Annotated in this window: 20 protein-coding genes; 16 read left to right on the top strand and 4 right to left on the bottom strand. The window is 46.5% G+C overall.

Annotated features, from left to right (window positions below):
* Nucleotides 1–72 precede the first annotated feature (72 nt).
* The 4 genes from UXZ23_RS09910 to UXZ23_RS09895 all read left to right on the top strand — a co-directional run bounded on the left by UXZ23_RS09910 (nucleotide 73) and on the right by UXZ23_RS09895 (nucleotide 3,162).
* On the top strand, nucleotides 73–1,224 hold the full coding sequence (locus UXZ23_RS09910) for a hypothetical protein (protein WP_320820423.1): 1,152 nt from the start codon (nucleotides 73–75) through the stop codon (nucleotides 1,222–1,224).
* Nucleotides 1,224–2,144: a hypothetical protein gene (locus tag UXZ23_RS09905; RefSeq protein WP_320820422.1), complete on the top strand. Its 921-nt coding sequence runs from the start codon at nucleotides 1,224–1,226 to the stop codon at nucleotides 2,142–2,144. Before UXZ23_RS09910 ends, UXZ23_RS09905 begins: the two co-directional genes overlap by 1 nt.
* A gap of 242 nt (nucleotides 2,145–2,386) precedes the next feature.
* A complete protein-coding gene (locus tag UXZ23_RS09900; RefSeq protein WP_320820421.1) occupies nucleotides 2,387–2,764 on the top strand; it encodes a glutathione S-transferase N-terminal domain-containing protein in 378 nt (125 codons plus the stop codon).
* Nucleotides 2,765–2,913: 149 nt separating this feature from the next.
* Nucleotides 2,914–3,162, top strand: a complete 249-nt coding sequence (locus tag UXZ23_RS09895; RefSeq protein ID WP_320820420.1) for a DUF3297 family protein — start codon at nucleotides 2,914–2,916, stop codon at nucleotides 3,160–3,162.
* 98 nt (nucleotides 3,163–3,260) lie between these two features.
* On the opposite strand, the gene thiI is transcribed toward UXZ23_RS09895, so the two are convergent.
* Nucleotides 3,261–4,742, bottom strand: a complete 1,482-nt coding sequence (gene thiI / locus UXZ23_RS09890; RefSeq protein WP_320820419.1) for a tRNA uracil 4-sulfurtransferase ThiI — start codon at nucleotides 4,740–4,742, stop codon at nucleotides 3,261–3,263.
* Nucleotides 4,743–4,951: 209 nt separating this feature from the next.
* Between thiI and phbB the strand changes: the two genes are divergently transcribed.
* Nucleotides 4,952–5,698, top strand: a complete 747-nt coding sequence (gene phbB / locus UXZ23_RS09885; RefSeq protein WP_320820418.1) for an acetoacetyl-CoA reductase — start codon at nucleotides 4,952–4,954, stop codon at nucleotides 5,696–5,698.
* Nucleotides 5,699–5,919: 221 nt separating this feature from the next.
* Here phbB and UXZ23_RS09880 read toward each other — a convergent pair whose 3' ends face one another.
* Together UXZ23_RS09880 and UXZ23_RS09875 are read right to left on the bottom strand one after the other, a co-directional pair.
* On the bottom strand, nucleotides 5,920–7,161 hold the full coding sequence (locus UXZ23_RS09880; protein WP_320820417.1) for a site-specific integrase: 1,242 nt from the start codon (nucleotides 7,159–7,161) through the stop codon (nucleotides 5,920–5,922).
* Nucleotides 7,162–7,271: 110 nt separating this feature from the next.
* Entirely contained in the window at nucleotides 7,272–7,547 is a 276-nt protein-coding gene (locus tag UXZ23_RS09875) for a metal/formaldehyde-sensitive transcriptional repressor (protein ID WP_320820416.1), read from the bottom strand.
* Between the two features lie 85 nt (nucleotides 7,548–7,632).
* Between UXZ23_RS09875 and dmeF the strand changes: the two genes are divergently transcribed.
* Entirely contained in the window at nucleotides 7,633–8,574 is a 942-nt protein-coding gene (gene dmeF, locus UXZ23_RS09870) for a CDF family Co(II)/Ni(II) efflux transporter DmeF (protein ID WP_320820415.1), read from the top strand.
* Nucleotides 8,575–8,622: 48 nt separating this feature from the next.
* Here dmeF and UXZ23_RS09865 read toward each other — a convergent pair whose 3' ends face one another.
* Nucleotides 8,623–9,852: an NADH:flavin oxidoreductase/NADH oxidase family protein gene (locus tag UXZ23_RS09865; protein ID WP_320820414.1), complete on the bottom strand. Its 1,230-nt coding sequence runs from the start codon at nucleotides 9,850–9,852 to the stop codon at nucleotides 8,623–8,625.
* A 223-nt stretch (nucleotides 9,853–10,075) separates the two neighbouring features.
* On the opposite strand from UXZ23_RS09865, the gene UXZ23_RS09860 reads away from it, so the two are divergent.
* The 10 genes from UXZ23_RS09860 (at nucleotide 10,076) to UXZ23_RS09815 (ending at nucleotide 19,355) form a co-directional block, all read left to right on the top strand.
* Nucleotides 10,076–12,406, top strand: coding sequence for a heavy metal translocating P-type ATPase (locus UXZ23_RS09860; RefSeq protein ID WP_320820413.1), 2,331 nt, complete (start codon nucleotides 10,076–10,078; stop codon nucleotides 12,404–12,406).
* A 127-nt stretch (nucleotides 12,407–12,533) separates the two neighbouring features.
* A complete protein-coding gene (gene atpD / locus UXZ23_RS09855; RefSeq protein ID WP_414491467.1) occupies nucleotides 12,534–14,042 on the top strand; it encodes a F0F1 ATP synthase subunit beta in 1,509 nt (502 codons plus the stop codon).
* Nucleotides 14,032–14,421, top strand: coding sequence for a F0F1 ATP synthase subunit epsilon (locus UXZ23_RS09850; protein WP_320820412.1), 390 nt, complete (start codon nucleotides 14,032–14,034; stop codon nucleotides 14,419–14,421). Before atpD ends, UXZ23_RS09850 begins: the two co-directional genes overlap by 11 nt.
* Nucleotides 14,414–14,725, top strand: coding sequence for an AtpZ/AtpI family protein (locus UXZ23_RS09845; protein ID WP_225666656.1), 312 nt, complete (start codon nucleotides 14,414–14,416; stop codon nucleotides 14,723–14,725). Before UXZ23_RS09850 ends, UXZ23_RS09845 begins: the two co-directional genes overlap by 8 nt.
* On the top strand, nucleotides 14,694–15,062 hold the full coding sequence (locus UXZ23_RS09840) for an ATP synthase subunit I (protein WP_320820411.1): 369 nt from the start codon (nucleotides 14,694–14,696) through the stop codon (nucleotides 15,060–15,062). Before UXZ23_RS09845 ends, UXZ23_RS09840 begins: the two co-directional genes overlap by 32 nt.
* Nucleotides 15,052–15,756, top strand: coding sequence for a F0F1 ATP synthase subunit A (locus UXZ23_RS09835; RefSeq protein WP_320820410.1), 705 nt, complete (start codon nucleotides 15,052–15,054; stop codon nucleotides 15,754–15,756). The genes UXZ23_RS09840 and UXZ23_RS09835 overlap by 11 nt, the downstream gene beginning before the upstream one ends.
* A gap of 28 nt (nucleotides 15,757–15,784) precedes the next feature.
* On the top strand, nucleotides 15,785–16,066 hold the full coding sequence (locus UXZ23_RS09830) for a F0F1 ATP synthase subunit C (protein WP_276667488.1): 282 nt from the start codon (nucleotides 15,785–15,787) through the stop codon (nucleotides 16,064–16,066).
* A gap of 3 nt (nucleotides 16,067–16,069) precedes the next feature.
* Nucleotides 16,070–16,852, top strand: coding sequence for a F0F1 ATP synthase subunit B (gene atpF, locus UXZ23_RS09825; RefSeq protein WP_320820409.1), 783 nt, complete (start codon nucleotides 16,070–16,072; stop codon nucleotides 16,850–16,852).
* The gene (locus UXZ23_RS09820; protein WP_320820408.1) at nucleotides 16,849–18,429 is read left to right on the top strand and encodes an alternate F1F0 ATPase, F1 subunit alpha; all 1,581 of its coding nucleotides are present in this window, start codon (nucleotides 16,849–16,851) and stop codon (nucleotides 18,427–18,429) included. Before atpF ends, UXZ23_RS09820 begins: the two co-directional genes overlap by 4 nt.
* Nucleotides 18,426–19,355 (top strand): F0F1 ATP synthase subunit gamma, encoded by a 930-nt coding sequence (locus UXZ23_RS09815; RefSeq protein WP_320820407.1) that lies wholly within the window; start codon nucleotides 18,426–18,428, stop codon nucleotides 19,353–19,355. The genes UXZ23_RS09820 and UXZ23_RS09815 overlap by 4 nt, the downstream gene beginning before the upstream one ends.
* Nucleotides 19,356–19,369 lie beyond the last annotated feature (14 nt).

Below are 19,369 nucleotides of genomic sequence, written 5' to 3'. Positions count from 1 at the left end.
ACTAAACTAAACAAAACGACCTGCCATTTTCTCTATGGCAAGAGTCGACACCATCGATAAGGGACTAACGCGATGAACTTAGTAAAATCCTCTCAAGGATTGCAACTCAATACCCCAGGAATCGGCAAAACCCTCGTTTTTACCCCAAATACCGAAGATGATGCTCTTATTCTAGAAAGAGCTGCCAAAGAAGGGTACTACTACCCGCTAATGGCATTGAAGCACCTCAGTGCTTTATCCACCGGTTTAACCGGTAAAACCAATGTATTCATCCCCAATATCAATGACTATAAAACCAACAGCTTTCAGCAAGTGGTGGTATTTGTTCCTGGTATTGTAGCTACTGTAGAGCGTCGCCCTGACGATGTGTTAGCCATTACCCGTCTGGATCTTAGTGACGAGTACAAGAGTATTGCTCGCGGGAGTCAACAGAAGCCCGGAGTGTATAGTGTTACGAAGGATGGTGACGCCGTTAAGGTAGTGTTCAGAAATAATGGTCGAATCACCTCCAAGGACGATAGAAATTTAGTGATATCCGATACTTCATATATGGATCCTGAAGCTGCCGCAAAAGAGGCGGTGAAAAGGCTCGAAACCTTACTCGGGGGAACAGCTGCGTTAAAGTGTGACTTTGATCTGTTTTATTCTCCTCTGGGCAGTAAGCTTAAAGGGATGCGTAATTACAACTCTGTAGTGGTGAGCAAAACCTATGGTTTTTCTGGGTTGCTGGCGGATGCTATGGAGCAGTCTAACAACAAGAATGGCGTGGTTTGGGCTTCTGAGCGGGGCGGTTCAGTGGTTCTTACTCAAGCTCTAATTTCCTTAGCTGCGAAAAATATCTCATTTCAGAAGCAGAATCATATCGTAAAAATGTGTTGGGCAACTTCTGATCCAAAACCAGCGTTTCAGGCGGCTATACAAATGGGTATGACGGCAGATAAAAATTTGCTGAGAAGCAATAGTCATATCAAGGCAGCATTGAGTGCTACCATCGGTAATGCACAGCGCGCCGCGGATAAAAGAGATCCGTACAGCTGGGATGATTATGGTAGGGAGTTAGCCAATGGAACGATGGCGACCAATACTGTTATAGGTATTGGAGTGTTAGCAGGTGGTGCTGCCACAGGCTCTCCATTGTTGGCGACAATGGGCACGGTAACCGGAACTTTAGGGGCCCTGCAATTTGCCTACAATAGAATAAAAAGCAATATGGGCGGAAGATAATGAGTATATTATATTGGTTGAAATTCTTCCCCTTTGCAAAGGCACAGTACGAGCGCCCTATAATTAAAGAGATTAGTGGTCCTTATTTCTCCAAACTTTGGGCGAATAATTGGCGATTCGTTGATTCAATATTCTTATTTAATGCACCGTGGGCTAATCCGGTAATGGGATTTGATGGATGTGGTCGTACGGTTGGTGGTAAACAACCAAGGCCAATCAATATACTAGCTGGTGATTTGGAACGTGTTTTTGGCGGTGCAAGTGACAGCTGGGACTTAGATTTTTTTTACGAAAATACTTGGTATTTTGTAGGCCCTTGGTTTACTGGCCCACAAGCAAGTTTAAGAGCTAGCAGTTTATTGGTTTCCGCCAGTAGGGATTCCGAATTTATAGAGTCAAATATTTTCCACCCTAGAGTGTTCGAAGAGGCTATTGCCAATTATCTTGATAAAACATATGGCTATGATAGGTCAGGTAAAAAACCGCATTATCGAGGTCCGTTAAACTGGCGAGTGTTACCAATTTCATCGAGCCTCCAGGCCGTCGTGTGTGATATTCATCAGATACACAATGGGAGCAAAGAAAATCCTAGCGTGTCACGTCTAGTTTTTTTTCCTGTTTCTAAGCATCAGTTTGTCAGAGTGCTCTTTGATTTTGGTGGCATAAGCATTCACGACGAAATTAGAGCCAAACCACTTTTCGCACTTTGCGATTCAATAATCGACTCAATGCGTTTAAATGTCGGAAAGTCGACTCAGGCCCAATGGGATCAGGTAAAGGCAACTTGCCCTGATATGTCTTTGACTGAAAACTTTGGCGAATTACCGTGGCCACTAATCAAAGAGAAGCCAAGTAAAAAGCCAAAAGAGCGAGACATTACACCAGGTGATGAAGCCAAGAGGATGCCTTTTAAGCCGTAATGGTTGTTATCGTTTTTTCCTGAAACGGAGGTGTCTTTATAGGCAGGGGTGATACCCCTGCTTAAAGGTAAATCGAGTAAATCTTGCAATGCTTCAAGTAATTGAAATAAAAACCGCAAAACGATTAATGTCCCTGCTGCATTAAATCTGTTTCATCCTGCAGTTTTACAATCGCCTTCAACCCTATACACTCCGCCTCAAGATTTTTTGTCGTTCGACGTTACCAATAGGTAGGGATGATTATGCTATTAAAAGCTTTAAGAAATGGTCTAGGGTTGATTTTTGTCTTCGTTAGCTGGCTGACGAATCCAAAACCTATGAAACGCAGCGAGGCCGATCAGGCTGCAGCGCAGGCAAAAGCTAAAGATTTGGCGCTCTATCAGCTCTACGCTTGTCCTTTTTGTTTAAAGACTCGTCGTGCGATGCATCGCTTGAATGTTGATATTGAAAAGCGAGACATTAAGCACCTTCAAAATCGCGAGGCATTAGAAACTCAAGGCGGCCGCGTGAAGGTTCCATGCTTACGTATAGGCGAGGGTAGTGATGCTCAGTGGCTCTATGAATCGAGTGATATTATTCAGTATCTGGATGGTTTGTTCTCTAAACAAAAATCGATCTAAGGGCTTGATCTAGGTTTTTGTACTGCTTGATTACGGTGTGCATCGCATACCTTAATCAACACCTGCATGAGTACGCAGCCCTTGAGCGTTAAAGGCATATTGTCTACACTGGCGCACTTTTAATTAAGCTAATTTTTTAGGTCAACACCATGAACGATACAGCATCGCAGCCAGCCTTACCGGATCATCTTTCGAGCAATCCTCGCAGTCCGCATTATGTGAAGGAAATTTTCGAGCACAATATCGGTATTCGTTTGAATGGCAAAGAGCGTAATGATGTTGAGGAATATTGCATTAGCGAAGGTTGGATCAAAATCGCGTCGCCAAAGGCTTTGGATCGCCGTCGACAACCGCTTCTAATGAAGTTAAAAGGCACGGTTGAAGCCTTTTATATTTAAGATTTTTAACGATACCCAGAGCTATTGTTAGGGCTCTGGGTTTCTAGCCCGCATCTGCTATGTGCGTGGACTTACCTCGGTAGAATCATTCCCTAAAACTAAGCATTCGTCTTAGGTTTAATCTGCTCCATAAATACCGCAAAACGGCCACTACCATCACTGTTTAAATGATGCGCATGTATTTTACTCATGGTGCCTTTTTGGCAGTACAGCAAGTATCGTCCAGCTTCAGGCAGGGCATTTACGCGCCCCTCTAGCTCAAAGAAGGGAATCTCAATGACGGTGTTGTTAGTTAGTGTGAGAGGCGCCTCTTCAATCTCGTTAGGGTGGCGAATATCAATAATGATGTCGCTGACGCTCGGAGTGTTAACGATTTCGACGTTTTCTAATCCGCTTTCGCTACCGTTTAAAACTTCGTCAATACGCTGGTATGAGGCTTTTTGTAACGCTGTCTCTAATACACCCATATCGAAGGCTTTTTCAGCGTCCTCTACTCGTGAGCGATCACCCACGGTGGTTGGGTTAATTGAAATAACACCGCAGTATTCTGGCATGCGGGCGGCGAAGGTTTCGGCGCCAATACGACGGGTGATATTGATAATGTCTTGTTTATCCATTGCAGCTAACGGGCGTAAGACCATGTGGTCGCATACGCGGTCGATGACGGCGAGGTTCGTAATGGTTTGACTGGCAACTTGAGCAACCGCTTCGCCAGTAACGATGGCAGGCAGTCGTAAGCTATCGGCAACGCCTGAGGCTGCGCGCAGCATCATACGTTTAAGCACAACGCCCATTTGACTGGTTTCTACCTTAGTTAAAATTTCGGTAACGACATCTTCGAATGGCACGGTGACGAATTTAACGCGATGACTTTCTCCGTAGGTGCTCCATAGATAATGGGCTACCTGCTTCACGCCAATTTCATGAGCGCTGCCTCCTAAGTTGAAGAAGCAGAAATGCGTTTTTAGTCCGCGACGAGTCATTAAGTAGCTCGCCACGGTAGAATCGAACCCCCCAGAAATAAGGGATAAAACCTCACCTTGGCTGCCGAGAGGGTAGCCGCCAAGTCCTTTGATGTTGTTAGTAACAACCTGAACTTTATCGTTGCGAATCTCTACATGGACAGTCACTTCGGGATTCTTTAGCGCAACTTTCAATGCGCCGGTCTCTTTCAAAAATCCTCCCCCCATATACTTTTCAGCATCTATTGAAGAGAAGTCGTGAATTCCCGAACGCTTAATGCGAACGCAGAAGGTTTTGCCTAACACTCGTTCGGCATGGACATCGCGAACGCGCTGATAAGCGTCGTCGAGGGTTTCAAAAAGATATTCAGAAACTTCAAGTGAAAAGCCAATGCCTGGGGTGTGGCTTAGTATTTGAACAACCTTGCGGTGGGTCGCTTCATCGTCATGATTGACTAAAACAATGAGACTGTCCCAGCGATTTTGTACGTCCGCAGAGATCCCTTGCTTGCGTATGAGAGTCTGTAAATTAGCCCGTAAAATCTTCGTCATCTGTTTTCTAACGGATGTCGACTTAATGGTGATTTCAGGAAACAGCTTAATTACGAACTTCATCATGTTGGGGACCGGACGTGCCAAAAAGTGGGCGATTATAGCCCAATTCTCAGAACAGTGGCAGGTTTGCCCAATCGGCTCTAATTAAACTTATAGATTGGCGGATTCTGTGGTTGGACTTTGAACGCACTCAAACTACCTTCTATTTGCGCGCGATAGTCTTAATACGAGAAGTAGAGACTGTGTGAAACAATAAACTGAAGGAGTAGAACATGAGCAAACGCATAGCATTAGTTACCGGTGGTACTGGTGGTTTGGGGAAGGCCATCTGCAAGCAGTTATCGGATGATGGCTATCAGGTGATAGCTGGATATTACTCTGGTGGTAATCATGACAAGGCACAGAAATTTCAGGAAGATATGAAAGCCGAAGGTTACGAAATCGCCGTTGCGTACGGCAATATTCGCGACTGGGCTTCTTGTGAAGCGTGTATTGACGGTATTCGTAAAGACTTCGGCACGGTTGATGTATTGGTTAATAACGGTGGTATTACGCGCGATACTACGTTGCGAAAAATGACTCCGGAACATTGGGATGATGTTATCGCTACCAACTTGACGTCGGTTTTCTATATGACGCGTTTGGTTATCAATGACATGCTGGCTAAAGGCTGGGGGCGCATTGTTAATATCAGCTCCATCAATGGTGAGAAAGGTCAGTTTGGTCAGGCGAACTATTCAGCAGCAAAAGCCGGCATGTATGGTTTCACTAAGGCGGTTGCGCAAGAAGTGGCAGGAAAGGGAGTGACGGTAAATACCGTGTCTCCGGGCTATATCGCCACCAGTATGATTATGGATGTGCCAGAAGAAATTCGTGAAACCATCCGTAAAGATATCCCAGTTGGTCGCTTTGGCGAGCCAGAAGATATTGCTCGCGTTGTGAGCTTTTTAACGGCGGAAAGCGCTGGCTTTATTACCGGTGCAAATATTTCTGCCAACGGCGGCCAGTACATGCATTAAGGGTGGTTGGTTAGTCTGGACTGAGCCTGAGTACATGTTTTTCTGACTCGCCGTGAATCCATCCGTGGAGGCTCGGTTTTGCCATTCATGGCAAAAAATGGTCAGATCAACATGCACTCAAACTCTACGACCAAATACTCTAGCGGCTTAAAGCTCGGCAGGAGCTCGCATACCTAACCGCCGGGCTTGCCATACCATCCCGTCAGCATCGTTGCTAGCAATTAAAGCTCAGGCTTAATTTTCTTATGTCTCGCGCTGGCGTGACGCTCGCGCATTTCAGTATCAATATAACGATCTGTCGTTGCCATGCTGGCGTGCCCAGCATCCTCGCGAACATGTTCTTTGGGTCTGAATTTCACATCCTCAGAAATGCCGGTATGACGCAACCAGTGGACCGTTGCTACGCGTAGCTCTCGCGCCTCTTCTTCAAGGCCATCGGATTTCATTCTATCTAACGCACGATCGAAGCAGGCTTGTACCATGTAGCGAATTTGACGAGTACTGGTCACTGGGCCGCGTCCACGTAATTTAGCCACAAGCGGCGTTTGCTCACCGACATAGGGGAGAGGTGGAAGCCCAAGGTGAATGCGATAGCGTCTCAGTGTTTTCAGCATGTCGTCGGATACCGTTACCATGCGTGCCTTGTTGCCTTTACCAACAACTCGCAACCACCAGTTGCCATCTTGATCTTTTTGGAAGTCACCCATTACTGGAGCGGAGCGCTCATCGGCAACTAATTCTGATATTCGCAAATACATCCCAAATAAACAGTTCATAACAAACAGGGTGCGCTCGTGCTCGGCGGGGTGTTCTATGGCTAATTGCTCGGTGGTTTCTAAAATGAAATCCCACTGCATGTTGGATAAGCGGCGCACAGGTTCTTGATAAGCGTGGCGCTGTAAGAATTTACTTTTTTGGCGAATTAAGGCGACGGGATTAACTTTTAAATAATCTTCTTGCAGCAAAAAATTAAAGTAAGTCGACAGTACTGCGAATACAGATTGCAGTGATTTCTGCGAAAGTGCGGTTGATGACATGCGTCCTATCTTATCGGCCTTACTCACGAAAGGCCGCCATATAGTGCTGGCCTTGCGCTCATCTTCAGGGCCAGTGAAGCGAGCCGCTTGACGGTCGCCCGTCCATGCCTTCGGTGGGTCTTGGCAGAAGTGAATATAGGCTTCTATGTCTTGGCGACCTAGATCTGTGAGCGTGACTTTTTGAATTAACCAGCACCATTGCAATAAACGTTCGATTTCACGGCGATAGCTATTAAAGGTTGCTCCGCTGCCGTTGTACGCCGTTAAAAAGGTTAGGGAATGGACAAGATCATCAAAAGCACCAGGAAGTTTTTCAAGTTCTGGAATTCGCTTCATTGTTTTTCGCGCGTAAGCGAGTGGGCTGCCTAGGTATTCGAGCTGGTCGATAACCGGCTGTGGTGCTGTGGAGCTTGGTGCTTTAGACATGCAAAGACCCGCGAGAAGCATTAAGTGGCGTTTGCGTTAGAGTACGCCACTCCAGGTTGCTGTTCAAATTATCGGAAATAGCTATGCGTGAATATTGAGGGAGAGGCTGATCACTTAAGGTAACTTTTTAGAATCGACAGTACCTCATCAACCTCTGTTGCGCGCTGCTCTGGTGAGAGGTCATTAGCCCCTAAGTGTTCGCGAATATGGCTATTTAGTACCTCCATCATCAAGCCATTTACCGCACCACGTATGGCGGCGATTTGCTGCAGTACCGCAGTGCAGTCGGGAGCGCCTTCCAATACGCGTTCAAGTGCTTCTGCTTGCCCTTTGATTTTACGCACTCGTGTTAACAGAGGTTTTTTAGATTCAGTAATGTGCGACATTTTACTTTCCGATTGCGTTGCTTCTGGTTGAAAATAGTATACTGGGGTACAGTATACAAATCATAGAGAATTAAGAAGTAATTGCATGACATCAACTCACAATATTGACTCGCTTAAACACACCCATATATTCGATGAGGGCAATCCTCTGGCAGAGCGAAATACTCGCTGGGCGGTGTATTTAACCGTAGTAATGATGATAGCGGAGATATCTGGGGGCTGGATCTATAACTCCATGGCTCTGCTCGCCGACGGTTGGCATATGAGCTCACATGCATTGGCGCTAGGCCTTTCGGTATTCGCCTATGCTGCTGCACGCCGTTTAGCTAACGATAAACGGTTTGCATTCGGCACATGGAAAATAGAGGTGTTAAGTGGCTTTGCCAGCGCCTTATTCTTAGTCGGCATTGCCGCCTTAATGCTGTTTCAATCAGTAGAGCGTTTATTATCGCCACAGCCCATTCATTACAACGAAGCTATTTCAATTGCTGCCTTGGGCTTGCTGGTTAACCTTATCTGCGCATGGTTGCTAAAAGATGATCACCACCATCATGGGCATGACAACGGCCATCATCACGGGCACGACCATTCGCACGATCACCATCAAGATCTCAACTTGCGCGCTGCCTATATTCACGTATTAACCGACGCGGCAACGTCGGTATTGGCAATTATCGCGTTATTTGGTGGTAAGTTGTGGGGCGCTGATTGGTTAGATCCTGTTATGGGTATTGTCGGTGCTGGTTTGGTAGCTATCTGGGCCGTTGGCTTATTAAAAGAAACTGGGCGAGTCTTACTGGATGCCGAAATGGACGCCCCTGTGGTGGAAGAAGTTAGAGAGGTTATTGCGGATATTGAATTCTATATCGAAATTACCGACTTGCACGTATGGCGAGTGGGCAAAGGAAAGTACTCTTGTATTCTCGCGGTAGCTTGTGCTGAACCTTTAAGTCCTGATTTCATCCGTGAAAAGCTAAGCATTCACGAAGAATTGGTGCATGTGACGGTGGAAATTAATCCGTTATAACTCAGTAGGCCCGCTAATATTGAATCGAAAGTAGCGGGCATTCTTGTATTATTTAGCTTCTGAGATATTTTTGCGATATCGGCGAGTGAGTCGTGCTGTTTTAATTTGCTGCAATAATAATGCTCTAAGCGGCGATATGTTTGGGTCGCACGGCTTACCTAAGCTGAGCTTATTTAGCTGATATTTAACTACGGCCATATTTGCTAACGACGCAACCGCTTTGTTTTTCCAGCGGATAGGTTTTAGCTGAGGCGCATTATTCAAACCAGCAGCCCAGTCAAGAGGAAGGTTTGGGTCTATGGCTAGCGCTGTAGCCATACCGATCATGTCTATTCCGCTTGTAACGACTTCCTCGGCAACCGGTCTGCGACGAATGCCGCCGGTTACCATAATTGGCATTTCTGCTACGACTTGAATATCTTTGGCAAATTCAAAGAAATAAGCTTCACGTGCAAGCGTTCTTCCATCTTTTGATACACCTTGCATGGCGGGGGCTTCATAACTGCCGCCAGAAAGTTCAACCAGATCAACATTCAACGGGTTGAGCATTTCTATCACTTTCTTAGCATCATCTGTGCTAAAGCCGCCGCGCTGAAAATCAGCTGAATTTAATTTTACGCTGACGGAAAAATTTGCAGACACAGTGCTACGAACCGCTTTTACTACCTCAATTAATAAACGCGCACGATTATCAATCGAGCCTCCCCACGTGTCATTTCTATGATTTGTTAGCGGTGAAAGAAATTGACTGAGTAAATACCCGTGCGCTGCATGAATCTGCACACCAGTAAAACCAGCTTCTTCACTTAGCTCTGCAGTGTTAGCAAAACGTTTAATAACATCAGCGATAACAGCTTCGGTCATTTCAGACGGCATACCGAAATGCTTCGACATTGAGCCTAGGTCGAGGGCAATAGCGGAGGGCGCCCAGGTCTGCTGGCCAAGATTTGCCATCATTTGTCGACCAGGATGGTTTATTTGCATCCAGAACTGCGCGCCATTAACTCGACCTGCATGGGACCACTGTTTGAATTTTTTTAAGTTATCTGCATTTTCGAGAACAACGCCACCTGGTCCTGTCATGGCTCGGCGGTCAATCATAACGTTACCAGTAATAATTAATCCGGCCTTTCCGTTAGCCCAAGCGTCATATAGCTTGATCAACTGAGCAGAAGGAGCATGATGACTATCAGCCATATTCTCCTCCATTGCAGCCTTGGCTATCCGGTTTGGTATGGTGGTGCCATTGGGGAGCTGCAATTCATCGTACAAAGTCATGAAATAATCTCGTTTTTTAGATGTGTTATGGTAACTCTAAGGTTGTCGTCCACGATAGCGGTAAAAGGTAGTGAGCTTACGCGTCTAGTCATGAGTCGATATCCTTGACCCGCGAGTGACTCATAGCTTTACAGTACATGGTATTGAATTAAAAAAGATATGAATCAAATTGGTTTTGACATAGTCACAATTTTTATCAAACTTTAGAGTGATGGAGGATTGTATGGAAAATAAACCCTTTACTGATGTTGTTTGCGGAATGAAAGTAGCTGAAAACTCAGCCAAAACAGTTGAGTACAAACACAAAAAATTCCATTTTTGCAGCCAAGGTTGTATGGATAAATTTCGTGGTAACTCAGAGCACTATTTGAAATCACTTGAAGAACCATCATCTAGCGGCGATAGCAATAAGTCTACTCACTCGAAAAAATCCGTGAATAAACAGGGCTTATATACCTGTCCAATGCATGCAGAAATTAAGCAAGATGGTCCAGGCTCATGCCCCATCTGTGGTATGGCACTTGAGCCCATGGAAGCCTCAACTGAAACAGACAACAGCGAACTGAATGACATGACGCTGCGATTTTGGATCAGCCTTGCACTCAGCTTGCCTCTATTACTGATTACTATGAGTGATTTGATTCCTGGCTTGAACTTGGCTGAACGTATTGGAATAAATGCTTTTAATTGGCTGCAAGCCGGCCTTGCAACGCCCGTGGTGTTGTGGGGTGGTTTTCCATTCTTTCGCCGAGGGTGGGACTCATTTAAAAGCTGGAATCTAAATATGTTCAGCTTGATTGCATTGGGTACTGGTGCATCGTTTTCATTTAGTGTATTTGCGTTATTTTTCCCTCAATTACTGCCAGATGCTTTTAAAATGAATGGTATTACACCGCTGTATTTTGAAGCTGCGGCAGTCATTATTACATTAGTATTGCTGGGGCAAGTATTGGAACTACGAGCCCGTTCACGCACCAATGATGCTATTAAATCCTTGCTCGAACTCGCACCAAATACAGCGATGCGAGTTGATTCCGACGGCAATGAAGAAGAGGTAGAACTGGATCAAGTCCATGTTGGTGATATTTTACGGGTAAAACCCGGCGGTAAAATTCCAGTCGATGGCGAGATTACCGAAGGTCATTCCAATATCGATGAAGCCATGATTACTGGTGAGCCTGTTCCGGTTAAAAAGAAAGCTGGCGATTCGGTCACCGCCGGTACCGTAAACCAAACGGGTACGTTTTTGCTACGAGCCAACGGTGTAGGTGCCGATACTTTGCTCTCGCGTATTGTAAAAATGGTCAATGAAGCGGGGCGCTCCCGTGCGCCTATCCAAAAATTAGCCGATCAAGTTGCGGGCTGGTTTGTTCCTGCAGTGATTGGGGTTGCCGCTCTGGCGTTTACAGTATGGGCTGTATTTGGCCCGTCTCCTGCGTTGGCTAATGCCTTGGTGGTTGCTGTATCCGTGCTCATTATTGCCTGCCCTTGCGCTTTAGGCTTAGCCACTCCAATTTCGATCATGGTCGGTGTCGGTCGTGGTGCCACCGAAGGTGTATTGATTAAAGATGCTGAAGCGTTAGAACTCATGGAAAAAGTCGATACTCTAGTGGTCGATAAAACCGGCACTCTGACAGAAGGTAAACCTAAGGTACAAAATGTAGTTGCAGTAAAGGGCATCGATAATAACGACGTATTGAAATATGCCGCTAGTTTGGATTCTTCAAGCGAGCACCCTTTAGCTGTCGCCATTGTTAATTACGCTAAAGAGCAAAATATTTCTCTAGACGATATTAAGCAGTTTGAATCGGTTACCGGCAAAGGTGTAAGTGGTCAGCTAGATAACAAACGTTTATCCCTCGGCAATGCGCGCATGATGGAAGATGCTAACGTTGATGTGTCTGAATTAGCCGACCAAGTGAAAGAGTTTCGTGAATTAGCACAGACTGTCATGTTTTTAAGTGTGGATGGTGCGTTAGCAGGCATTATTACCGTTGCTGATCCGATTAAATCAACATCTCACGAAGCCATAAAAACACTGCATGCCGCAGGCCTGAAAATCATCGTACTAACAGGCGACAACGAGACGACCGCGGCGGCGGTTGCAAAGCAGCTTGGGCTGGATGATTTTAAGGCGGATGTACTCCCTGAAGACAAATTAAATTATTTAAAAGCACTGCAAGCCAAGGGCCATATCGTGGCGATGGCGGGTGATGGCGTCAATGATGCGCCCGCGTTAGCGCAAGCTAATGTGGGTATTGCTATGGGTACAGGCACGGATGTGGCAATGAACAGTGCTCGCGTCGTCTTGGTAAAGGGCGACCTGCGAGGCATTGCTAATGCGCGTTTGCTTAGCCAAAACACCATGGCCAATATTCGCCAGAATTTATTCTTTGCGTTTATTTATAATTTTATAGGCGTGCCAATTGCAGCGGGTATTCTTTTTCCTTGGTTCGGTATTTTACTCAGCCCTATGATTGCCAGTGCTGCAATGGCATTGAGTTCGGTGTCCGTTATTAGCAATGCTCTTAGATTGCGGAATAAAACGTTGTAAAACGAGTTATCTGATTCAGATCAACGAAATGTTCGCTAATGAGATAAACCGGTTGGTTTAGTAGATTAGGAAGAGCATGCTGCTACATCAGTAATATTTTCTCAATGACGAGAATGGAGGTGATGGTTTGACGCACGTAACCAACACCAATAGCTTAGATGCTTCGGCTAAACATGCTCTCAAGCATGAAAAGTCTCATCGCGGGCAGATCACCAGCGTACGCGGCAGTATTATCGACGTATATTTCGGTGATTATTTACCGCCGATCCACTCTGAACTGATCACTGGCGCAAATAAGCAAATTATTATCGAGGTGCTGGCTCACCACGATGCTCAGCATGTTCGCGGTATCGCACTAACGCCAACCCAAGGCTTAGCGCGCGGCATGACGGTGGAAGACACAGGAGCGCCCTTAAAAGCGCCCGTCGGAAAAGGCACACTATCGCGAATGTTCGACGTGTTCGGGCAACCGATTGATCACGAAGGCGAGCTAACCGATATTGAATGGCGCTCGGTGCATAACGAACCGCCATCCCTCACTGAACGTTCCACCCAATCTGAAATATTTGCCACCGGCATTAAAGTTATTGATGTGCTCGTTCCGCTGGAGCGCGGCGGTAAAGCCGGATTATTTGGTGGCGCAGGCGTTGGCAAAACTGTCTTGCTTACAGAAATCATCCATAACATGGTCGGAAAGCAAAAGGGCGTCAGTATTTTTTGCGGCATCGGCGAACGCTGTCGGGAAGGCGAAGAGCTGTATCGCGAGATGAAAGAGGCAGGCGTATTGCCCGACATGGTTATGGTGTTTGGGCAAATGAACGAACCGCCCGGCAGCCGTTTTCGCGTTGGTCATGTGGCATTAACTATGGCTGAGTATTTTCGTGACGACGAACACCGCGACGTCCTCTTGTTGATCGACAATATCTTTCGCTTTATTCAAGCCGGTTCTGAAATTTCGGGATTAATGGGACAAATGCCATCGCGCTTGGGTTATCAGCCGACCATGGCAACAGAATTAGCAAGCTTGGAAGAACGCATCGCCAATACCGAAAATGGAGCCATTACCTCTATACAAGCGGTGTATGTACCCGCAGATGATTTTACCGATCCGGCTGCCGTGCATACCTTTTCGCACCTATCTGCCTCCATTGTGCTGTCGCGTCAACGCGCAAGCGAGGGGCTGTTTCCAGCCATAGATCCACTGCAGTCAAATTCGAAAATGGCAACGCCGGGTATTGTTGGCGAACGCCACTATCGTCTCGCACAAGACGTTCGTAAAACATTGGCACAATATTCAGAATTAAAAGACATCATTGCCATGTTGGGCTTAGAACAATTAGCACCGGCAGATCGGGCAGTGGTAGGGCGCGCAAGGCGCTTAGAGCGCTTTTTAACTCAGCCATTTTTCACCACTGAACAATTCACCGGATTATCTGGAAAGCTGGTCAGCCTTGAAGATGCGCTCGATGGCTGTGAACGTATTTTAAACGACGAGTTTAAAGACTACCCAGAAAGCGCCCTGTATATGATTGGTGCGATTGATGAAGCCACTGTCAAAATGAAGTCAGCTACCGAAAAAGATAAAGAGCAGTCAGACTCAAAGCAAGATGAGGTGCCTAGTGAACATGCATCTTAAAGTACTGCTGCCTTTCGAAATATTCACCGAAAAAAACGATGTAATACGCATCGTTGCCGAAACCATCGAAGGCTCATTTGGCATATTGCCACAACGTCTCGACTGCGTTGCGGTGCTAGAGCCGGGGATTCTAACCTTCGAAACCGAGAGCGAAGGCGAAATATTTATCGCCGTAGACGAAGGCGTACTGATTAAAGCAGGCACAGACGTTTTAGTATCAGTGCGGCGAGCAATTAAAGGTGCGGATTTAAATCAGCTACATCGGGCGGTTGAGGAAGAATTCCTTAACTTAGATGAAGAAACTAAAGAAATGCGAATCGCCATGGCAAAACTAGAAAGCGGCTTTATTCATAAATTCGCGGAGTTTCGCCATGACTGATCATTTCGAGAAAAATATCGGCGTTAAAGCAAAGCGAAAAATAAGGGCCAAAAACCACGCCAAAAGCGGGGTATGGTTCGGCTTAGGCATGATGGGATTGGTGGGCTGGTCGGTCGTGATACCAACGCTACTTGGCGCTGGGCTGGGCGTATGGCTCGATACTCATTACCCAGACGGACGATCATGGACATTGGCGTTATTGGTTGGAGGGTTGACCTTGGGGTGTTTTAACGCATGGCACTGGATTTCTAAAGAAGATCAAGCAATACGAGATGAACAAAATGACGACGATAGCATTACCTGATTTTTCTATTTTATTCGCTTCAGCGTTTGTGGGGTTTATCCTTGGCAGCTTCTTTTTCGGCGGGTTGTGGTGGACGGTACGCAAATGCCTAAATTCTACCAGCCCCGCTTTGTGGCTAATCAGTAGCTTGATAGTAAGAACCAGCGTTGCAGTGGGCGGGTTCTATCTTGTTGCGACAACCTCTATTTTTCATGCGAATGCAGCCAATGCCAACTGGCAGCCATTAGTATTTAGCCTGATTGGCTTTGTGCTAGCGAGGCTAATCATTACACGAATTACCACGAAAAAAGAGTCGAGTAAGAAATTGAAAAAGATGGAGACACAGGATGCGTCTTAGCCCAGATGAACTTATTTATTGGCAACTGGGGTTCTTTGAAATTAACGCCACTATCGCCTTTACTTGGGTGCTAATTATGGCGCTAGCGCTTGGTGCTAAATTTATTACCCGCAATCTTTCTACTAACTTACATCGTTCTCGCTGGCAGAATTTTTTAGAAATTATTGTCACCGGCATCGGTACGCAGATCGAAGAAGTCGGCCTGCACGACTCGAAGAAATATCTGCCATTTCTCGGTACCTTATTCTTGTTTGTGGCCGCTGCAAGTATCAGCACAATTATTCCTGGCTTTGAACCGCCTACCGGGTCGTTATCAACAACGGTGGCCCTTGCCTTGTGCGTTTTCATCGCGGTGCCATTGTTTGGTATTACAGAGCAGGGCATTGGAGGGTATCTGCGTTCATATGCCAGTCCGACAATTATTATGTTGCCCTTTAATATCATCAGCGAAGCCTCAAGAACGCTGGCGTTAGCCGTTCGTCTGTTCGGTAACATGATGAGTGGGGCGATGATCATTGCCATTTTGCTAACGATTACGCCGCTGGTATTTCCAATTGTATTAACCATGCTCGGATTACTTACGGGCATGGTGCAGGCGTATATTTTTAGCATTCTCGCAGCGGTTTATATCGCGGCGGCAACCCATTCAGACAAACCAAAAGCGCTAGCGACAGAAAAAGCGACCGCAGATTAACAACACATAAATTATCCAAGGAGTGAATATGGACAGCATGACGATGATAGCGATGGCCTCTATTATTATTGCAGGCATCACCACAAGCTTTGGCTGCTTAGGCCCGGCGCTAGCAGAAGGCAAAGCCGTTGCCACTGCGCTAAGCGCGCTGGCCCAGCAGCCGGATGCCTCAGCCACAATTACTCGAACCCTATTCGTCGGGCTGGCCATGGTCGAATCAACCGCAATCTATTGCTTTGTTGTGTCTATGATTCTGATTTTCGCCAACCCGTTTTGGAATTACGCCATTGCCCAAGCCGCAGGACAATAAGCCATGTTGATCGATTGGTTTACCGTATTTGCGCAGGTCGTTAACTTCCTGATATTAGTCTGGTTGTTAAAACGTTATTTATATCGACCTATTCTTAACGCCATAGATGCGCGCGAAAAACTGATCGCGGCAGAACTCGCTTACGCAGCCAAACAAAAAGAAGACGCCCAAACAGAGCGTAAAATATTTGAAGCTAAAAATGCCGAGCACAACAAGCAAGCAGCACACCTACTGCAGCAAGCTCAAGAAGCCTCGGATGCTGAACGTGATCGACTTATATCCGAAGCAACAAGCGCTGCTGATGCGATGCGCAGAAAACAGCAAGAAGATATGGCGCGTGATGCCAAAAGCTTCAAGCAAGCACTCAGCCAAAAGGTGAGTAACGAAGTATTTGCCATTGCTCGAAAGACCTTAAGTGATCTAGCAACCAAGAACCTAGAAGATAGTATTGTCGACGTGTTTATAAGCAAGCTCAATAATCTTGCGAGCGATACAAAAACCACTCTTTCAGAAGCATTAACAACAACCAATACATCGGTACCCCCTGTTTTTTGTAGCGCCTTTGAGCTATCTAGAGCGCAGCAAGAAAAACTAAAATCTGCGATCAATGAAATATTTTCTGAAGACATTCCTCTAGAGTTTAAAACCGATGTTGCTCTTATTAGCGGCATCGAGCTAAGTGCCAATGGACAAAAATTGGCGTGGAGCATTGCTGAATATTTAGCAGCATTAGAAGAGGGTGTTGATGCCCTAATTGAGCAGAAGCCAGTTGAGAAAGCGTTATGACAGGCGAGTCCAATAGCTTTGATAGTGCTAATGCCGACAAGCTTCTCGATGATGCCTTTTTAGATCGTACGCTTGCGAATTTCAGCCAAGTGCGGGACAGCTTCAGTCAAGAATTACGATTGCATGAGATCGGCACCATCACCAGTGTCACAACCGGCATTGCCAAGATTGCTGGGCTTCCCAATGCTGGATCAGAAGAATTAATCGCTTTTCCCGGCGGTGTACTTGGCATTGCCTTTAATATCGATGCCGAAGAGATTGGCGTAGTGCTGCTGGGCGATTATTCGCATTTACGAGCCGGTGACGAAGTGCGGCGCACCGGTCGAGTCATGGATGTTGCTGTGGGTGATGCTTTGCTGGGGCGGGTAATTAATCCACTAGGGCAACCGCTGGATAATGGCGGGGCTATTTTAACCAGCGAGCGACTACCTATTGAGCGCCCAGCAGCAGCGATTATGGATCGCGCACCAGTGACTGTGCCGCTGCAAACCGGCGTAAAAGTTGTTGATGCCATGATTCCAATTGGTCGGGGTCAGCGTGAATTAATTCTTGGTGATCGCCAAACCGGAAAGACCGCAATAGCCATCGACACTATTCTCAATCAGCGCGATCAAAACGTTATTTGTGTTTATTGTGCTATTGGTCAGCGAGCATCCGCTGTGGCGAAAACCGTGGCCGTACTCAAAGAAAATAAAGCACTCGAATATACCGTGGTCGTGGTCGCTGAAGGTAACGAACCGTCCGGTCTGCAATATATAGCGCCCTACGCAGCGACGAGCATCGCTGAGTATTTTATGGAGCAAGGGCGTGATGTGCTGATTGTTTATGACGATCTCACCAAGCACGCACGAGCTTATCGCGAATTATCGTTATTATTGCGCCGTCCTCCAGGCCGAGAAGCATTTCCTGGCGATATTTTTTACATTCACTCACGCCTATTAGAACGCGCAACACATTTACGCAAAGAGCGCGGTGGCGGTTCGCTGACGGCATTGCCGATCATTGAAACCGAAGCGCAAAATATTTCGGCCTATATTCCTACTAATTTAATTTCGATTACCGATGGTCAGATTTACTTGTCGCCATCTTTATTCGAACTGGGCGTATTGCCCGCCGTGGATGTGGGTAAATCCGTATCTCGGGTGGGCGGCAAAGCGCAACGAGCAGCGTTTCGGGCAGTGGCCGGCGATATTAAATTGGCTTACGCCCAGTTTGAAGAATTGGAAACTTTCGCAAGATTTGGCGCAAGACTAGACGACAACTCACGGAAAACCATTGAGCATGGGCGTCGTATTCGTGCGTGCCTCAAGCAGTTTGAATCTGCGCCCGTGCCTGTGCCAGAACAAATCGCCATCTTACTAGCGCTAACGTCAGACTTATTCGACACCGTACCGCTGAAAGATATGGATAAAGCTGAAACTGCGGTTCGCAAAGCAGCGACGACCCTATCAAAAGAACTCTGCAAACGATTTGAAACGGCAGATAAATTAAGTGCAGAGGATCGCAGTACGATTGTAGAGCTTGCTCGCGTTGCCTTGGCAGAACTTTCATTGCCAAAGAAAGACGCTAAGCCATGACAGATACCGCTGCAAATCTTCGTCGAAAAATCGACAGTGCCACCGATTTAAAAGGTGTTGTACGCACCATGAAAGCATTGGCGGCATCGAGCATTACCCAATACGAAAAATCGGTGCTGGCACTGACTGATTACTATCGCACTGTAGAGCTAGGATTAAGTGCGAGTTTCCGTGCTAGTTCGATAGCCCAACATGCAGATACGGATCTAAGTAAAATCGATATTAACGAAAGCGAAGTTGAAGTGATCGGCGCCATCGTATTTGGTTCCGATCAAGGTTTAGTTGGACAATTTAATGAAGACATCGCCCAGTTTGCTGTTAAATCGCTCGGCAAATTGCCGGGAAAACCAACTATTTGGGCTGTAGGCGAACGAGTTCAAACACGGCTAGCGGATGCACAGTCAAGGCTGGGAGTCGCCTATAATTTGCCGACCAGCGTCATCGGAATAGCGCCTTTAATTGGCCATCTTGTTGCCCAAATTCAACAAGCGACCGAACGCCTAGAGAATAGTCCGAAGGCCTATAGCATCTACGTATTCCATAATCGTCCGACGTCAGGCGCACTTTATGAGCCGGCGTTGCAGCGATTACTACCACTAGATCAGCAATGGCTGCAAAGCCTAGCCAATATTCGATGGCCAACGAATAATCGGCCAGAGATACTTTGCCCAATCGGCGAAGCAGAGCGTCAGGTTAATATTCGAACCAGAAGGGCGCTTATTCGAGAGTATTTGTTTATTTCTATATTTCGCGCCTGTGCCGAATCACTCGCCAGTGAAAACGCCAGCCGTCTAGCCGCAATGCAACGCGCCGAAAAAAACATCGAAGAACTGCAAGAAAAACTCGGGCGTGAATTCAATATGCTGCGCCAAAGCGCCATTGATGAAGAACTGTTTGATGTGGTGGCAGGATATGAGTTGTTATAGCAGCCCCACGAAAC

The organism is Thalassolituus sp., assembly GCF_034111725.1.
Taxonomy (GTDB): domain Bacteria; phylum Pseudomonadota; class Gammaproteobacteria; order Pseudomonadales; family Oceanobacteraceae; genus Thalassolituus.
The sequence above is the reverse complement of the archived record's forward strand: the minus strand, read 5'-3'. Positions and strand labels throughout refer to the sequence as shown.

Bases quoted from the DNA above. Each gene is read 5' to 3' on its own strand.
- UXZ23_RS09875 (WP_320820416.1), bottom strand. From the start codon at position 7,547: ATGTCGCACATTACTGAATCTAAAAAACCTCTGTTAACACGAGTGCGT.
- UXZ23_RS09820 (WP_320820408.1), top strand. From the start codon at position 16,849: ATGACAGGCGAGTCCAATAGCTTTGATAGTGCTAATGCCGACAAGCTT.
- UXZ23_RS09840 (WP_320820411.1), top strand. From the start codon at position 14,694: ATGAACAAAATGACGACGATAGCATTACCTGATTTTTCTATTTTATTC.
- UXZ23_RS09900 (WP_320820421.1), top strand. From the start codon at position 2,387: ATGCTATTAAAAGCTTTAAGAAATGGTCTAGGGTTGATTTTTGTCTTC.
- atpF (WP_320820409.1), top strand. From the start codon at position 16,070: ATGTTGATCGATTGGTTTACCGTATTTGCGCAGGTCGTTAACTTCCTG.
- UXZ23_RS09815 (WP_320820407.1), top strand. From the start codon at position 18,426: ATGACAGATACCGCTGCAAATCTTCGTCGAAAAATCGACAGTGCCACC.
- UXZ23_RS09830 (WP_276667488.1), top strand. From the start codon at position 15,785: ATGGACAGCATGACGATGATAGCGATGGCCTCTATTATTATTGCAGGC.
- UXZ23_RS09910 (WP_320820423.1), top strand. From the start codon at position 73: ATGAACTTAGTAAAATCCTCTCAAGGATTGCAACTCAATACCCCAGGA.
- UXZ23_RS09865 (WP_320820414.1), bottom strand. From the start codon at position 9,852: ATGACTTTGTACGATGAATTGCAGCTCCCCAATGGCACCACCATACCA.
- phbB (WP_320820418.1), top strand. From the start codon at position 4,952: ATGAGCAAACGCATAGCATTAGTTACCGGTGGTACTGGTGGTTTGGGG.
- thiI (WP_320820419.1), bottom strand. From the start codon at position 4,742: ATGATGAAGTTCGTAATTAAGCTGTTTCCTGAAATCACCATTAAGTCG.
- UXZ23_RS09905 (WP_320820422.1), top strand. From the start codon at position 1,224: ATGAGTATATTATATTGGTTGAAATTCTTCCCCTTTGCAAAGGCACAG.
- UXZ23_RS09845 (WP_225666656.1), top strand. From the start codon at position 14,414: ATGACTGATCATTTCGAGAAAAATATCGGCGTTAAAGCAAAGCGAAAA.
- UXZ23_RS09880 (WP_320820417.1), bottom strand. From the start codon at position 7,161: ATGTCTAAAGCACCAAGCTCCACAGCACCACAGCCGGTTATCGACCAG.
- UXZ23_RS09860 (WP_320820413.1), top strand. From the start codon at position 10,076: ATGGAAAATAAACCCTTTACTGATGTTGTTTGCGGAATGAAAGTAGCT.
- UXZ23_RS09850 (WP_320820412.1), top strand. From the start codon at position 14,032: ATGCATCTTAAAGTACTGCTGCCTTTCGAAATATTCACCGAAAAAAAC.
- UXZ23_RS09835 (WP_320820410.1), top strand. From the start codon at position 15,052: ATGCGTCTTAGCCCAGATGAACTTATTTATTGGCAACTGGGGTTCTTT.
- dmeF (WP_320820415.1), top strand. From the start codon at position 7,633: ATGACATCAACTCACAATATTGACTCGCTTAAACACACCCATATATTC.
- UXZ23_RS09895 (WP_320820420.1), top strand. From the start codon at position 2,914: ATGAACGATACAGCATCGCAGCCAGCCTTACCGGATCATCTTTCGAGC.